We start from the raw sequence: 15,438 nt of genomic DNA on the forward strand, positions 1-15,438 counted from the left end.
GCGCATCGCCGGAAAGAGTCAGCTGCGGAAGTTGACGAACTGCAGGTCGGCTTCGTCAAAGTCCTTCAGGAGAGCCATGGTGGCCTGCAGATCGTCGCGGGACTTGGACGTCACACGAAGTTCATCACCCTGGATCTGGGACTTGACGGACTTGGGCGCCTCGTCGCGGATCAGCTTGTTGATCTTCTTCGCGAGGTCCTGGGCGATGCCCTCCTTGATGGTCGCCTCCAGCCGGAATTCCTTGCCGGATGCGTAGGGCTCGCCAGTGTCCAGCGACTTCAGCGAGATTCCGCGGCGGATGAGCTTGGACTGCAGTACGTCCAGGACGGCCAGAACCCGCTCTTCCGAGTTGGCCTTCATCAGGATATTTTCACCGCTGAAATCGACTTCGGCGCCAACGCCCTTGAAGTCGTAGCGCTGGGCCAGTTCCTTCTGCGCCTGGTTCAGCGCATTGGCAACTTCCTGCTTGTCTACCTTGCTGACGACGTCGAATGTGGATTCGCCTGCCATAACTGTCCTCCTGCTGATCGCATGGGTGCCCCTTCAGGGGCAGTGGTGTCTGCATTCCAGCCTAGTACGGATGGCGGCGAAGTGAAGGCTCAGGGCCCCGGGCCGGGTTCGAGGCGGAAACGGTCGCAGCGGAGGCGTTCCGGGCCATTCACAGTCTCCTCAAAGCGGACGCACGGCGGGAACGAAGTCTCGACCCCCAGAGTTGGAGTGTTGGAAGAGTTGCCCCGGAAGGAAAGCACATGCACCAGAAGGCCGTCCGCTACGTCACCCGCTCCACTGCCGCTGCAGCCACCTCCCTCGCTGCTGCGGCCACTTCCGTAGCAGCCGCCGCGGTCGCTGCCTCGATCATCCTTAGCCCAGTGGCCGAGGCTTCCTCCCGACTGGACGGTGTGCACTCAGATTTGATGCGGGCGGTGCAGTTGAACCAGATCACCGAGGAGCAGGCGGCGAAGTTCGAAGCGAAACTGGCCGGACGCATTCTTGGCGAAGCCTGATTTTTGGCGGATTTCCGGGGTATTCGGAGGTCTCGGCGGCTCGATTCGATTCTTCGGCAGAAGTTCTGTAAAGTTGTCTTGCCCGCGGTTGCTGGAAGCGGAACGGACTGGAAACAGTGGTTCTGGCCAAGGAAGCCGCGAGTGATCTTCTTTTGAAGTTCGGCAGATTACCCGAGCGGCCAAAGGGGGCTGACTGTAAATCAGCTGGCAACGCCTACGGGGGTTCGAATCCCTCATCTGCCACCCAAGGAAAAGTCTCCGGAACCATCAGGTTCCGGAGACTTTTTCGTTGTCCGGGAACGTCAGTTGAGGCCAATCACCAGCATCTGGCTGGTCCCCGGGATGCAGGTCTGCAGGATGACCCGCGGGAAGCCGCCGAAGATCGCCGAGACATTGTTGGTGGTGCCGGGGTTTGGCACCTGCCCCCGTCCGACCACCGTGTAGGTCCCGTAGCCGGGAATGCTGACGGTCTCGCCGACGCCGATGCCCGAGAACCGGGCCCATCCGCCGCAGAAGTCATGCTCTGTGATGAAAAGTGCGTAGGCATCGGTGGGCGTGAAGTGGATGGGGCCGATGCAGGCGTCCACCATGGACTGTCCGCCCGCACCCGCTACGTAGATCGTACGGACTGCCGGAGCAGGCGCCGGAGCGGGAGCCGCAGCAGGTGCTGGTGCTGCAGCAGGGGCGGGCGCCGGTGCCGGAGCGGCAGGAGCTTCGGGTACAGAGACGGGCGCTGGGGCAGTCGAAGTGGCGGTGATTGGGGTCGCTGTCGCTGGTTGAAGGGCAGGAGGTGCTGGTGTTTCGCCGACTCCGGACTCTGGCGAGTTGCCCGCCTGCGAGTGCTGGGCGCGCCCATTCCGCAGAATGATGAGCGGGTCCGGTTTGGTGCCAGGCGGAGGTTGACCTTGCCATTGTGCGGGTGCCACGTGCATAGGACCGGCGTGGGACACGGCCTCCGACGCGGAATGCTCCACGGCCGGAACGGACATGGTCCCCAAGGCCAAAATTGAGATCACGGCAACGACCGCTTTTGACCTGCCGATGTGGTGAACAGAAGGAGGGCTGGGGCGCATCTGGGCTCTTGACTATCCCTGCGCTGCCGAAAGACGACGGCGCGTTCCTAGCAGGCCAGGTGGATCACGGAAGCACAGAGCGGACTGTGGCTCAACGTACGGGACATGACCCTCGGTATGTCGATAGAGACACGTTCAGTAGCGTGTCGCCCCAGCGGAATCATTCTAGTGGCCGGGCGGATTGTCGGCACCAGTATTCGGTACTCGATTCCTTGTCGCGATTATGTGCCCGTAGGCCCCGGCTCCCCGTAAGTACTCAGTGGCAGCGTGCCCGGACTCGCCTATGGCTCGCGTTCGCGGCGCAGCGCCGCCAATTCCTGCCGCAGGGCGGCCACCTCCGCCAGGAGTTCCCGGACCTCCGCGCGGACCGGAACTTCAGCCGACTCCACGGCCGCTTCCGTGTTCTCTTCGACCCTTTGCACCAGCCATGATGCGATGGACGCCGTGACGACACCCAGCACGGCGATGCCGCTCATCATCAGGGCAGCGGCAACCATGCGGCCGATGGGTGTGACGGGAAAGAGGTCCCCGTAGCCCACGGTGGTGATGGTGGTGATGGCCCACCACGCGGCGTCGCCGAAGGTGACGATTTTGGCGTCGGGCGCATTTTGTTCGACGTCCAGGACAGCCAGTGCGCCCACAAACACCAGCAGGACGGCCGAGCCGGCCACATAGGTGACCACGCGGCCGCGAAGCGTCTCGCCCACGGTCCGGTGCAACACGGACAGCAGGGTGACCAGCCGGAGCAGCCTGAGCGGCCGGAAAAACGGCAGCGCCACAATCAGCAGCTCGTGCAGGTTGCGAATGAACCAGCGCTTCCTGTTGTCCGCGAGCCACAGGTTCGCCGCGTAGTCGGCAACGAAGACAGCCCAGGTGATCCACATGACGTTTTCGAGGAACTCGGCCTGCCGCCCTTCGATGTGACCGATCACCTGCCAGGCGTAAGCTGCCAGGAAAATCAGTGCTGTTCCCATCAATGGCCACTCGGCGATGTCCCTGTAGCGTTGCTGCGTCATGGGGAAATCCTAAAGGGGACAACTCTTGGCGCTCTTGTTACTCGCGGGTAACATGATGGCATGCACCTGCTTTTGCGAACGCTCCTGCTCCTGTTCACGTCCTCGCGCCGCCCGCCCCTGAGTATCTGGGACACGTCCTCCCTCCCGTTGCGCGTACTGCCGACCGACATCGACATCGCCATGCATGTCAACAACGGGATGTACTTCTCGCTCATGGACCTGGGCCGGTTTGATCTCATGGCGCGGAGCGGAACCTGGAAGAAGATGCGCCAGCAGGGGTGGTCGCCGGTGGCCGCAGGGGAGACCATCGCCTTCCGGAAGTCCCTGCAGCTGTGGCAGCAATACACCATCGAATCCCGGATCATCGGACTCGACACCAAGGCCATCTATTTCGAGCAGCGCATGGTGGCGGACGGTGAAATCTATGCCCGCGCCCACATCGCAACGCGGCTGGTCAGCAAGGGCAAGCCGGTGAGCCAGGAGGAGATCTTCCGGGAGTTCGGCGAGCCGCCGGCCGGGCTCGAACTGCCGGAGTGGATCCACGAGTGGCGCGAGACCAACGCGCTGCCCGGGGCCCGCCGGCCGGCGCCGCACCTCTGGCATTAGGCCGCGGATGCCGGACGGCAAAAGGTGTGCCAAGAGCGAAACGCGCGGGACATCGCCGGACGGCTCGCGTACCGTTGACCCATGGCTACCGTAGACATTACAGGTGAACAGTTCGCATCAACCGTCGAGAACAACGACATCGTCCTCGTTGATTTCTGGGCCGAATGGTGTGGTCCCTGCAAGCAGTTTGGACCCACGTATTCCGCAGTTTCAGAGAAGCACCCGGACGTCGTCTTCACCAAGGTGGACACCGAAGCCGAGCAGCAGCTGGCCGCCGAAGCAGGCATCACGTCCATCCCCACGCTGATGGCCTTCCGCGAGAAGGTGCTGGTGTTCTCGCAGCCCGGCGCGCTCAATGCCCAGCAGCTGGAGCAGGTGGTTGACGCCGTCAAGGCACTGGACATGGAAGAAGTCCACGCGCATGTTGCCCGGTCCCAGGCCGAGGCGGCCGCGGCGGCAGGCAAGCAGGACGGCACGCAGATCCCGGAGGCCTAAGGGTCCGCCGGTCGCTCATCGCCTTAAACTCCAACGCGGGGCCACTTCCGCCCACGAACCCTGGTTCGTTCGGGCGGAGTGGCCCCGCGTTGTTGGACGGAAAAGGCGTTACAGGCGTTCGAGCTGGACAGGTTCGGCCAGCAGGGCGCTCAGGGATTCATTGAGGTCCTGGACGGCGGTGCCCTTGGAATGCTTGGCCAGGTCCTCTTCGGAAGCCCACTGCTCCGTCAGCACCAGCTTTTCCTCGGTGGCCTCCGTCAGTTCGTACCGGATGCAGCCGGGTTCGTTGACCACCTCGTCGATCGCGATTTCGAGGGCGAGCTTCACGCGGAAGAATTCGCCGTCGTTGGGGATGAACGTTGCCTTCAGGTCAATGGGTGCACTCATGCGTTTTACAATACCGGCCGGGCCGCTTGCCTCCCCGAATATTTTGTAGGACTTCCTAGTTTTAGGCTTCTATTGTCGGGGCTCTGTTGGTAGCGTGCCAGCATGCGCGCTTATACAGCCGGGGACACTGACGTCCCGCTGCTTGACGAGACCATCGGCCAGAATTTCGAGCGGATGGTGGCCAGGTTCCCGTTCCACGACGCCCTGATCGAGGCGGCTCCGGTACCCGGGGCGGACGCCCGCCGCTGGAGCTACACCAAGCTGAACGACGACGTCGACAGGCTGGCCCGGGCGCTGATCGCCCGCGGCGTCGCCGCGGGGGACCGGATCGGCATCTGGAGCCCCAACTGCGCCGAGTGGACCATCCTGCAGTACGCCACGGCCAAAATCGGGGCGATCCTGGTCAACGTGAACCCGTCCTACCGGAGCCATGAACTGGAGTTCGTGGTCAGGCAGAACGGCATGCGGATGCTGGTGGCGGCGCCGTCGGACCGCAGCAGCGACTACACGGCGATGGCCAGGCAGGCCCTCGCCGAATGCCCGGAGCTGAAGGAGCTGGTCTTCCTGCCCGATGGCGGCCAGCCGCAGCTGCAGGCCGGTGAACCTGAAACTGCTGCGGAAATGACGTACGCCGAGCTGCTCAAGCGGGCTGACGACGTCGGGCATTCCGTCCTGAAGGCCCGCCTGGCGGGACTGGACCCGCAGGACCCCATCAACCTGCAGTACACGTCGGGCACCACCGGGTTCCCGAAGGGTGCCACCCTGACGCACCGCAACATCCTGAACAACGGCTATTCCATCGGCGAGCTGCTGGGCTACACGGAGCATGACCGCGTGGTGATTCCGGTGCCGTTCTACCACTGCTTCGGGATGGTGATCGGGAACCTGAATGCCCTCAGCCACGGCGCCGCGACCATCATTCCGGGACGCTCCTTCACCCCGGCGGCGGCGCTCGAAGCGGTCCAGGACTTCGGCGGGACATCGCTGTACGGCGTACCCACCATGTTCATTGCCGAGCTCGCGCTGCCGGACTTCGCCTCCTATGACCTGTCCACGCTGCGCACCGGTGTGATGGCCGGATCCCTGTGCCCCATCGAGGTGATGAACCGGGTCATCTCCGACATGAACATGAAGGATGTGGCCATCTGCTACGGCATGACGGAAACCTCCCCGGTATCCACCATGACCCGTGCCGACGACTCCATGCAGCAGCGCACTGAAACCGTGGGCCGCACCATGCCGCAGCTGGAGAGCCAGGTGGTGGACCCGGTGACAGGCGAGGTGCTGGAGCGAGGGGACATCGGCGAGCTGTGCACCCGCGGGTATGCCGTGATGAAGGGATATTGGAACCAGCCGGACAAGACTGCGGAGGCGATCGACCCGGACGGCTGGATGCACACCGGGGATCTGGCCCGGATGGACGCGGACGGCTACGTGGTGATCGAAGGCCGCATCAAGGACATGGTGATCCGCGGCGGCGAGAACATCTACCCGCGCGAGATCGAGGAGTTCCTCTACACCCACCCGTCCATCCAGGACGTGCAGGTGATCGGGGTGCCGGACGCCAAGTACGGCGAGGAGCTCATGGCCTGCATCATCGTCAAACCCGGCGCGGATCCGCTGGACGCGGCCGGTGTCGCCGAGTTCTGCCGCGGCAAGCTGGCGCATTACAAGATCCCGCGCTACGTGGAGGTCCGGGACAGCTTCCCGATGACGGTGTCAGGGAAGATCCGGAAAGTGGAGATGCGGCAGGAGGCCGTGGCCCGGCTGGGGTTGTAGCCTTCGCGCGTGCGGTGGCCGCCCGGGCCGGCGATAAGGCACCTTAACGTGCCCGCCGGGATGGGGAAACCCATCCGCTCGCGAGGGTTCCCAGGCCTCCATTCACACTTGCCGCCTAGTGCCGTCGGTGGTCCTGGATGGTCATGCGGGGGCCGAACGTGGGTTTCCGGAAACCGCTGAGGCCGATCATCCGCACCACCCGCTGCCGGTGACCCTGCCACGGCGCCAGCAGCCGCAGCATCCCGGCGTCGTCCGTCCTCCGGCCGGTCAGCGCTGCGCCGACGTAGGCCGCGAGGTGGTAGTCGCCCACCGCGATGGAGTCAGGGCAGCCGTGCGTCCTCTGCACCACCTCCGCCGTGGTCCAGACCCCGATGCCCGGAATGGTCTGCATCCCGGCGGCCGCCTCTGTTGCCGGCAGCGCCGCAAGGCGTTCAAGGGCGACGGCGGAACGCAGCGCCCGCATGACCGTGGCCGAACGCTGGGGACCCACGCCGGCCTTGTGCCACTCCCACGACGGGATGCGCAGCCACTGCTCCGGTGTGGGCTGCAGCCGCAGGCCGGCCGGAGCGGCCGAACCGGCAGCCGGAGCCGGCGCCCCGTAACGGTACATCAGGTAGCGGTAGCCGCGCCGGGCTTCGATGACGGTGACCTTCTGCTCAAGAATGGTGGGCACCAGGGAGTCCACCATCCGGCCGGTGGCCGGGAGCCGCAGCGCCAGGTTCCGGCGTCGGGCTTCCACCACCATCCGGGGGAGCGTGGAGTGGAACTCCGGGTGGTCGAACGCGGACCAGTCGTCCCCGCTGCCCAGCAGCCGCGGCGCGCCGGCCACGGCCTCCTCCGAACCAGGTCCCCAGGCCTGGATGTCCACCGCCGGTTCGCGGGGGTCCCCGGCCACGGCGAGGCGCAGGGTGGCCGGCCCGCACGGCGTGGTGAATGCCATCCAGAGCCCGTCCGGTGCGGCAGCAAACGCCGGATCGCCATTGCCGCGCATGAGTGTGCCGAGCGTCTGCAGGAGGTTGAACGGGCCGCCGGCATGCCACCGCAGGGAGGCATCCGCCGCGGCGGCCAGGCCGGCGGGGACGTCTGCGATGGTCATTTACCCATCGTCCCACGCGGGGCTGACAGGTCCGGAAACCGGCAAGGCCGAACGGCCCTGCCCGTCACCGACCCCCGGGCCTAGACTCCAGGTGTGGCGTGGACCGCCCGCGCCGGGCCGATTGCGGCCAGAGTGTGGAATGCCAGGTGAAGACAATGGCCGGAGGAGTAGTGCACTTCGAGATCCCCGCCGACAACGAAGACCGCGCACGGGATTTTTACAGTTCGGCGTTTGGCTGGGAGATGAATCCGCTGCCGGATATGAGCTACACGCTGATCATGACGACGCCTGTCGATGACACCGGCATGCCGTCCGCGGCCGGTTCCATCAACGGGGGCATGTTCCGCCGGGAGGGGGAGATGGCGGCGCCGGTGGTCACCGTTGACGTGGAGGACATTGACGCCACCCTGGCGAAGATTGCCGCCGTGGGTGGTTCAGTCTTCCGGGGCAAAATGGAGGTTCCGGGCATGGGGTGGAACGCCTATTTCAAGGACAGCGAGGGGAACATCGTGGGCTTGTGGCAAAACGCCGAACCGGGCCCCGCCGTCAGCCCTGACGCCGCTGCCAACGACATCGGCGCGTGACGCCTCACTGCATGCCTGAAGCCGCCCACAGCGCCACGACTGCCAGGGGAACCGTCAGCGTTGCAGCCCCCAGGCCCGCCAGGGCGAATCCGCCCCACCTGATCCGGACGTTCAGCGCCCGCAGCCGCTCGTGCCAGAGCAACGTGGCCAGCGACGCCCACGGACTCACCAGCGGGCCAAGGTTCACGCCGATAAGAAGGGCGGCCAGCCGGGCGGGCGAGCCGGCCACAGGTTCCAGGGCCAGGTAGGCGGGGAGGTTGTTGGCAGCGTTTGCGGCGCCCGCGCCCAGCCCCGCCAACTGCAGGAGGGCGGGCAGGCTGTCGCCTGATCCGGACACTCCGGCCAGGAGCGAGGTCAGGCCGTTGGCGTGCAGGGCCTCCACGATCATGAACAGGCCCACCGTCAGCATCAGCGGACGCCACGGAACCATGGACCATCGCAGCGCGGCCGGGCGGCGCCGCAGGAAGACCGCCAGCAGGAAAGCCGCGGCTACCATCGCGGGGTATTGCACCGGAACTCCGGACACCAACGCAGGCAGCAGCACCAGCAGCGTGCCGGCTGCAAATATCAGCAGGCTGCGGTCCCTCACTCGGTGGACAGGCTGCGGACCGTAGGTTCCGCGCAGCTCCCGCCTGAACGCCAGCCACAACAGGGCCAGCGGGACCAGCAATCCCACCAGGGCGGGCGCCCAGACCAAAGCCGCAAAGCCGAGCGGGCTGAGCCCGAGCCTGTCCTGCGCCAAAAGGTTCGTCAGGTTGGACACCGGAAGCAACAGGGAGGCCGTGTTGGCGAGCCAGATGCTGGTCAGGGCGAACGGCAGGGGCGGAATCCGGGCATGGACGGCCAGGAGCACCACCACAGGAGTCACCAGCACCGCCGTTGTGTCCAGGGATAGGAACACCGTGGAGACAGTGGCCACCGCGATGACCAGGAGCCACAAGGAGAACACCCGGCCCCGGCCCAGGGCAGCCAGGCGGTCCGTCACCACGCGGAACAGCCCCGCCTCGTCCAGGAGCTCGGTGACCAGTGACATGGCCAGCACGAAGGACAGGATCGGGATGGTGCGGGCTGCCAGTTCCTCGAAAGCGCGCCCCGGGAGCGCACCAACCGCCAGGGCGCCCATGCCTGCCGCCAGTACGGCCCCCGGCAGGAGGTAGCTCCGTATCTTCGTCAGCCACGCGAACCGCTCCACCGCCCCATCGTCCCATCCGCTGCCGTGTGCGTGCGCGAGCGACGCTCGGACGCCTGCCGGCATGCTCTTCCGCCGAGGCAAGGGGAACAGGTCAGAGACGGTAACTTTGTACCTATGAAGTACGCCCAGTCCGTCCTGGACCTCATCGGCAACACGCCTCTCGTCAAGCTCAACCACGTCACCGATGGCATCAAAGCCACCGTCCTGGCGAAGGTGGAATACCTGAACCCCGGGGGGTCCATCAAGGACCGGATCGCGGCGAAGATGATCGAGGAGGCGGAGCGGGACGGCAAGCTGCTGCCCGGCGGGACCATCGTTGAACCCACCTCGGGGAACACCGGCGTTGGCCTGGCACTGGTGGCACAGCAGAAGGGCTACCGCTGCGTTTTCGTGGTGCCGGACAAGGTGGGCGAGGACAAGCGTGCCGTCCTGCAGGCATACGGCGCCGAAGTGGTGGTGACGCCTACCGCCGTCGCACCTGACAGCCCGCAGAGCTACTACGGCGTGTCCGACCGCCTCGTCACCGAGATCCCCGGCGCCTATAAACCGGACCAGTTCTCCAACCCTGCCGCCCCCGGGAGCCACTACGAAACCACCGGCCCGGAAATCTGGCGCGACACCGACGGCCGGATCACCCACTGCGTGATCGGGGCCGGCACCGGCGGCACCATCACCGGCACGGGCCGGTACCTCAAGGAGGTTTCCGCCAACCGTTCCGAAGCCGACGGCGGACGCGTCCGGATCATCGGCGCCGACCCCGAAGGCTCCGTGTACTCGGGCGGCACCGGACGGCCGTACTTCGTCGAAGGCGTCGGTGAGGACATGTGGCCGGCCAACTACGACAAGTCCGTTCCGGACCAGGTGATTGCCGTCAGCGATGCCGAGTCCTTCGAAATGACCCGCAGGCTGGCCCGCGAGGAGGGCCTGCTGGTGGGCGGATCCTCCGGCATGGCCGTGGTGGCCGCCCTGCAGGTCGCCAAGGACCTGCCCGAGGACGCCGTGGTGGTGGTGATCCTGCCCGATTCCGGCCGCGGCTACCTGGCGAAGATCTTCAACGACCAGTGGATGCGGTCCTACGGCTTCCTGTCCGGCGGCGAAGAGTCCTCCGTCGGTGAGGTGCTCAAGTCGAAGACCGGTGAGCTCCCCGAGCTGGTGCACATCCACCCGAACGAAACGGTGCGCGATGTCATCAACATCATGAACGAGTTCGGCGTCTCCCACATCCCGGTCCTGTCCCAGGAGCCGCCGGTGGTCATGGGCGAGGTGCTGGGCGCCGTGGACGAGCGGAGCCTCACCTCCAAGCTGTTCCGCGGCGAGGCGAAGCTGACGGACAAGATCGCCGAACACATGGGGGAGCGCCTGCCCGTGATCGGATCGCTGGAAACCATCTCCGCCGCCCGCGAACTGCTCTCCGACGTCGACACCGTGATGGTCACGTTCGTTGGCGCCCCGGTGGGCATCCTGACCCGCCACGACCTTCTCGCCTACCTCAGCAACTGACCCGGTGGTTGAGCCTGTGCCGGACCAGGATTTCGACAGGCTCGATCACCGGACTCCAGCCGAAAGGAACGTCATGTCCAGAGAAAACCAAGGCTTCAACACCCGCGCCGTGCACGCCGGCCAAGCCTTCGAGCCGCGCACCGGTGCCGTGGTGCCCCCGCTGCACTTCAGCTCCACCTATGCCCAGGACGGGATCGGCGGGCTCCGTGACGGCTATGAATACGGCCGCGGCGGCAACCCCACCCGCGACGCGCTGCAGGAACAGCTTGCCGCCCTCGAAGGCGGCTCGCACGCCTACTCCTTCAGCTCGGGCCTGGCCGCGGAGGACTCCCTCATCCGGGCGCTCACCCGCCCCGGGGACCACATCGTGCTGGGCAACGACGCCTACGGGGGAACCTACCGCCTGATCAGCCGTGTGCTGGGTGAATGGGGCATCGGCAACACCCCCGTGGACATGGCGGACCTTGATGCCGTGGCAAAGGCCATCGCCGCGGGCGGGACGGACGGCGGCACCACCCGCCTCGTATGGGTGGAAACCCCTTCCAACCCGATGATGAAGATCACCGACATCGAAGCGCTCGCCGCGCTGGCCCACGACGCCGGCGCCCTCCTGGTGGTGGACAACACCTTCGCGTCGCCCTATTTGCAGACCCCGCTGGCCCTTGGTGCCGACATCGTGGTGCATTCCACCACCAAGTACATCGGCGGCCATTCCGACGTCGTCGGCGGAGCGATCGTGGTCAACGACGCGGAACTCGCCGAGAAGATCGGCTTCGTCCAGTTCGCCGTCGGCGCCGTTTCCGGGCCGATGGACGCCTTCCTCACCACCCGCGGGCTCAAGACCCTCGGCGTCCGGATGGACCGGCACAGCGACAACGCCCAGGCCGTGGCCGAGTGGCTGCTGCAGCGCCCGGAAGTGGAGGCGGTGCTGTACCCGGGCCTCCCGTCGCACCCCGGCCACGAACTCGCGAAGAAGCAGATGAAGAAGTTCGGCGGCATGATTTCCGTGCAGTTCAAGGGCGGCGAAGCCGCGGCCCGTACCGTTGCGGAAAACACGTCGGTGTTCACCCTGGCCGAGTCCCTCGGCGGCATTGAATCCCTGATGAACTACCCGTCGGAAATGACGCACGCTTCGGTCAAGGGGACGGAACTGGCAGTGCCGGTCAATCTGATCCGGCTCTCCTGCGGCATCGAGGACGTCGAGGACCTGATTGCGGACCTGGAGCACGCTTTCACCTTCATTGGTGCGGGCAGCTAGCAGCCGGTGACCATCTCGCTTCGGGCTATTTCGCCCGCCACCCGCGGCTGGCTCGCGACCGCGGCCGGTGCCGTAATTCTTGCCGTAGCAGTGTGGTTCCTGTACACGGACTACAAACCGTTCCTGAACGACTTCGAGGTCTACTACTACGGCGGCGGCCGCGTCCTGGCATCAGGTGAAGGCGGCGCCAACGAGCTCTACGCACCGCGTGACGGCCTTCCGTTCACGTACCCGCCGTTTGCTGCCCTGCTCTTTGCCTTGTTGGCGACGATGAGCTTTGACGCAAGCAGCATGGTCTTCATCGTTGCTGCCCTGGCCGGTGCAGCGGTGGTGGCAGGCTGGCTGGCCCGGCACTACTTCGGCATGAAGTCGTGGCGCGCAGCCTTCGCGGACTACCGCTTCAGGACCACTGCCTTGGTGGGAACCGGCGCGATCCTGCTCCTGGGGCCATGGCGGGACACGTTCGTATTCGGCCAGATCAACATCATCCTGATGGGCCTGATCCTCGCGGACTTCGCCCTGTACGGGAAGTCGCGTGCGGGTGAAATCCGGTGGCCTGCCGGCCTGCTGATCGGACTGGCCGCCGGAGTGAAGCTCACCCCGCTCGCGTTCGGCCTGTACTTCCTGGTGCGCCGCGACTTCAAGGCGCTCGGCTGGATGGCTGCCGGCTTCTTCGGTTCCATTGCGCTGTCCTGGGCAATCCTGCCGCAGGCGTCCTTGGCTTTCTGGACCAAGATCCTGCCTGACACCGGACGGATCGGCGGACCGGCTTACGTGGACAACCTTTCCCTGAAGGGGCTGCTGCTGCACGTCGGCATGCCGGATTCGTCCGTGACCAACCTGGCGTGGCTGGTCCTTTCGCTGGCGCTGGTAGTTCTCGCTGCGGTGGTCATCAAGTGGGCGGTGGACGTTGACGAGAACTTCATCGCCGTGTCCGCCACCGCCGTGCTCATGCTGCTGATCAGCCCGGTTTCCTGGTCACACCACTGGGTCTGGGTGGCTGTTGCGCTGCCCAGCATGGCATTTGCGATGCACCGCGTGCCGTCGCGCAACGGCAGGATGCGGACTGCCGGCTGGGTCATCGTTGTTTTCTCCACCATCGCCTTCTACATGACGCCCAAGAACCTGGCGGTCTGGGCCGGAGCAGCCGAATGGGGCAAGGACCCGCAGACGCAGTGGCAGCTCACGGTGTCAAGCCTGGGTGTGGTGTGTGGCATCGCGATGCTGGCGTACTGGGCCCTCGCGTACCGTCCCTCGAGGGCCTCGCTTCGCTCATCTCCAGCGGATAAAACGGGTATCCGCACAACCTAGCTTTCTTGAAGAAAGTCAGCTACGGTAGCCTGCATGGCACTCCGCTCTGACTGGTCCCAACGCTCGTGCGCCATGGCGCGCGGCCTGGATATCCTTGGCGATCCCTGGAGCATGCTGGTGCTCCGCGAAGTCTTCTTCGGCAACGGCCGCTTCGATGCCATGAAGAAGCGGCTGATGGTGGCCGACTCCGTGCTCACCAAACGCCTGGCCGGCCTCGTGGACGACGGGCTGCTCGAGCGGAAACCGTACGACGACGGCGGCCGCACCCGGCAGGAGTACGTCCTCACCGGGAAGGGCGAGGACGCGCTGCCGGTTCTCAATGCCGTCGTGATCTGGGCTGAAAAGCACCTCCCGGCGCCGTCCGAAACGGCGCACATGTTTGTCATCCACTCCACCTGCGGGCAGCGGACGTCCTCCGCGGACACCTGCACGGCCTGCGGTGAGCGTCTTAGCGCGGACAACACCAGCTGGCACAGCCTCACCCGCACCCCGGATCCGGTTCCGCTGGCCACGGCAGCCCTACGGAACGGAACCGCAGCATGAGCGCCCCCAAGACCACCCTGCCCTCCGCTCCCCACACGAAACCACGCCGCCGGCTGCATCCCGCGTGGATCGTGGCCGCGGTCGCATTCCTTGCCCTGGTGGGCGCAGCCGGCTTCCGGGCGGCCCCCGGGGTCCTGATGGTGCCGCTGCAGAACGAATTCGGCTGGTCCACCACCGTGCTGTCCGCGGCGGTCAGCATCAACCTGGTGCTCTTTGGCCTCACCGCCCCCTTTGCTGCGGCGCTCATGGAACGGTTCGGCATCCGCGCCGTGACCTCGGTGGCGCTGGTCCTGATCGGCGCCGGCAGTGCCCTGACCGTGCTGGTGAACCAGTCCTGGCAGATCCTCCTGACCTGGGGGTTGCTGATCGGACTGGGTACGGGTTCCATGGCACTGGTCTTCGCCGCCACCATCGCCAACACCTGGTTCGCCAAGAGCCGCGGCCTGGTGATCGGTATTTTGACGGCGGGGAGTGCCGCCGGGCAGCTGGTCTTCCTGCCCTTCATCGCCATGCTGGCGCAGGATCCCGGCTGGCGGCAGGCCTCCCTGCTCATCGCCGCCGGTGCCCTGGCCGTGGTGCCGCTGGTGCTTAAATTCCTAAAGAACTCTCCCGCCGACGCCGGAGTGCTGCCCTACGGCTCCGACGCCGCCGCGGAACCGGCCCCTTCACCAGCGTCCGGCGGCGCCGCCGTTCCCGGCGGCAACGGCACAGCTCCCGACGGGAACGCCGCGCCCGGGGGGAACGCCGCCGTCCGGGCGCTGAAGGTGCTCAGGCGCGCCAGCAAGGTCCGGACGTTCTGGGCGCTGGTGGCCGGCTTCGCCATCTGCGGGGCCACCACCAACGGGCTTATCGGCACCCACTTCATCCCTTCCGCGCACGACCACGGCATGGCCGAAACCACCGCTGCAGGCCTGCTCGCCGTCGTCGGAATCTTCGACATCGTGGGCACCATCGCATCCGGCTGGCTGACCGACCGTTTCAACCCGCGGATCCTGCTGGCGGTGTACTACCAGTTCCGCGGCATCGGACTGCTGGTGCTGCCGCTCCTGCTAAGCGCCACGGTCCAGCCCAGCATGATCGTGTTCGTGGTGATTTACGGGCTGGATTGGGTGGCCACCGTCCCTCCCACCGCTGCCATCTGCCGCCAGGTGTTCGGCGCTGACGGCAGCGTGGTGTTCGGCTGGGTCTTCGCCGCCCACCAGCTCGGCGCGGCCGCCGCCGCCCTGGCCGCCGGCGCCATCCGTGACGCCACCGGCCAGTACACGTACGCCTGGTTCGGCGCAGCCGCCATGTGCACCATTGCCGCCGTCATCAGCGCCACCATCCGCAAGGACGCCGCGGCACGGGAACCTGTCCTCGTGGAGGCAAGGGCCGCCGAGGGCTGAGCGAGCCGCCCAGGCGGCCGGGCCGGCAGCCGGGAGCGCATAAAGCCCGGAGGCTGGTTCCGCCGGGTTGTGGTGCCACGCCGGGACCGCGCAGCAGGGGACAGGGCCGCTGTTTCAGTAGGATGTGAGGACGATGCGCCGGATCCGGCGCGAGTCAGCCGGCACAACTTCGCGATACGCGCGCACCGCGCCTTCAGTGGCGCCGCTCT

Annotated in this window: 16 protein-coding genes and 1 tRNA gene; 11 read left to right on the forward strand and 6 right to left on the reverse strand. The window is 66.2% G+C overall.

Annotated elements, in window-relative coordinates; genetic code table 11:
* Positions 1–18: 18 nt before the first annotated feature.
* Positions 19–510 carry a YajQ family cyclic di-GMP-binding protein gene (locus JOE31_RS07285; protein WP_209742962.1) on the reverse strand — a complete coding sequence of 164 codons (492 nt, stop codon included), beginning with the start codon at positions 508–510 and terminating at the stop codon, positions 19–21.
* Between the two features lie 239 nt (positions 511–749).
* Here JOE31_RS07285 and JOE31_RS07290 point away from each other — a divergent pair, with 239 nt between their 5' ends.
* Together JOE31_RS07290 and JOE31_RS07295 are read left to right on the forward strand one after the other, a co-directional pair.
* Complete coding sequence (locus JOE31_RS07290; protein WP_011692903.1) at positions 750–1,004, forward strand: hypothetical protein; 255 nt, start codon at positions 750–752, stop codon at positions 1,002–1,004.
* A gap of 161 nt (positions 1,005–1,165) precedes the next feature.
* Positions 1,166–1,247 (forward strand) — tRNA-Tyr (locus tag JOE31_RS07295).
* 59 nt (positions 1,248–1,306) lie between these two features.
* On the opposite strand, the gene JOE31_RS21905 is transcribed toward JOE31_RS07295, so the two are convergent.
* Positions 1,307–2,077 (reverse strand): peptidoglycan-binding protein, encoded by a 771-nt coding sequence (locus tag JOE31_RS21905; RefSeq protein WP_374100817.1) that lies wholly within the window; start codon positions 2,075–2,077, stop codon positions 1,307–1,309.
* Between the two features lie 281 nt (positions 2,078–2,358).
* Positions 2,359–3,093, reverse strand: a complete 735-nt coding sequence (locus tag JOE31_RS07305) for a potassium channel family protein (RefSeq protein ID WP_209742964.1) — start codon at positions 3,091–3,093, stop codon at positions 2,359–2,361.
* A gap of 60 nt (positions 3,094–3,153) precedes the next feature.
* Between JOE31_RS07305 and JOE31_RS07310 the strand changes: the two genes are divergently transcribed.
* Together JOE31_RS07310 and trxA are read left to right on the forward strand one after the other, a co-directional pair.
* On the forward strand, positions 3,154–3,699 hold the full coding sequence (locus tag JOE31_RS07310; RefSeq protein WP_209742966.1) for a thioesterase family protein: 546 nt from the start codon (positions 3,154–3,156) through the stop codon (positions 3,697–3,699).
* 81 nt (positions 3,700–3,780) lie between these two features.
* Positions 3,781–4,194 carry a thioredoxin gene (gene trxA, locus JOE31_RS07315; RefSeq protein WP_209742968.1) on the forward strand — a complete coding sequence of 138 codons (414 nt, stop codon included), beginning with the start codon at positions 3,781–3,783 and terminating at the stop codon, positions 4,192–4,194.
* A 108-nt stretch (positions 4,195–4,302) separates the two neighbouring features.
* Here trxA and JOE31_RS07320 read toward each other — a convergent pair whose 3' ends face one another.
* Positions 4,303–4,581 (reverse strand): putative quinol monooxygenase, encoded by a 279-nt coding sequence (locus JOE31_RS07320; protein WP_028269669.1) that lies wholly within the window; start codon positions 4,579–4,581, stop codon positions 4,303–4,305.
* Between the two features lie 102 nt (positions 4,582–4,683).
* Between JOE31_RS07320 and JOE31_RS07325 the strand changes: the two genes are divergently transcribed.
* Positions 4,684–6,360 carry an AMP-binding protein gene (locus JOE31_RS07325; protein WP_209742970.1) on the forward strand — a complete coding sequence of 559 codons (1,677 nt, stop codon included), beginning with the start codon at positions 4,684–4,686 and terminating at the stop codon, positions 6,358–6,360.
* A gap of 115 nt (positions 6,361–6,475) precedes the next feature.
* On the opposite strand, the gene JOE31_RS07330 is transcribed toward JOE31_RS07325, so the two are convergent.
* Positions 6,476–7,456 (reverse strand): DNA-3-methyladenine glycosylase, encoded by a 981-nt coding sequence (locus JOE31_RS07330; RefSeq protein ID WP_209742971.1) that lies wholly within the window; start codon positions 7,454–7,456, stop codon positions 6,476–6,478.
* Positions 7,457–7,611: 155 nt separating this feature from the next.
* Between JOE31_RS07330 and JOE31_RS07335 the strand changes: the two genes are divergently transcribed.
* Complete coding sequence (locus JOE31_RS07335; protein WP_209742973.1) at positions 7,612–8,040, forward strand: VOC family protein; 429 nt, start codon at positions 7,612–7,614, stop codon at positions 8,038–8,040.
* Between the two features lie 4 nt (positions 8,041–8,044).
* Here JOE31_RS07335 and JOE31_RS07340 read toward each other — a convergent pair whose 3' ends face one another.
* Positions 8,045–9,232, reverse strand: coding sequence for an SLC13 family permease (locus tag JOE31_RS07340; protein WP_209748219.1), 1,188 nt, complete (start codon positions 9,230–9,232; stop codon positions 8,045–8,047).
* A gap of 114 nt (positions 9,233–9,346) precedes the next feature.
* Between JOE31_RS07340 and JOE31_RS07345 the strand changes: the two genes are divergently transcribed.
* From JOE31_RS07345 to JOE31_RS07365, 5 genes are all read left to right on the forward strand, one after another.
* Positions 9,347–10,732, forward strand: coding sequence for a cystathionine beta-synthase (locus JOE31_RS07345; RefSeq protein ID WP_209742975.1), 1,386 nt, complete (start codon positions 9,347–9,349; stop codon positions 10,730–10,732).
* A 73-nt stretch (positions 10,733–10,805) separates the two neighbouring features.
* Complete coding sequence (locus tag JOE31_RS07350) at positions 10,806–11,990, forward strand: cystathionine gamma-synthase (protein WP_209742977.1); 1,185 nt, start codon at positions 10,806–10,808, stop codon at positions 11,988–11,990.
* A 6-nt stretch (positions 11,991–11,996) separates the two neighbouring features.
* The gene (locus tag JOE31_RS07355; RefSeq protein ID WP_209742979.1) at positions 11,997–13,301 is read left to right on the forward strand and encodes a glycosyltransferase 87 family protein; all 1,305 of its coding nucleotides are present in this window, start codon (positions 11,997–11,999) and stop codon (positions 13,299–13,301) included.
* A gap of 33 nt (positions 13,302–13,334) precedes the next feature.
* Positions 13,335–13,844 (forward strand): helix-turn-helix domain-containing protein, encoded by a 510-nt coding sequence (locus JOE31_RS07360; RefSeq protein ID WP_209742981.1) that lies wholly within the window; start codon positions 13,335–13,337, stop codon positions 13,842–13,844.
* The gene (locus JOE31_RS07365) at positions 13,841–15,229 is read left to right on the forward strand and encodes an MFS transporter (protein WP_209742984.1); all 1,389 of its coding nucleotides are present in this window, start codon (positions 13,841–13,843) and stop codon (positions 15,227–15,229) included. Before JOE31_RS07360 ends, JOE31_RS07365 begins: the two co-directional genes overlap by 4 nt.
* Positions 15,230–15,438 lie beyond the last annotated feature (209 nt).

This window comes from Arthrobacter sp. PvP023 (assembly GCF_017832975.1).
Lineage (GTDB): Bacteria > Actinomycetota > Actinomycetes > Actinomycetales > Micrococcaceae > Arthrobacter.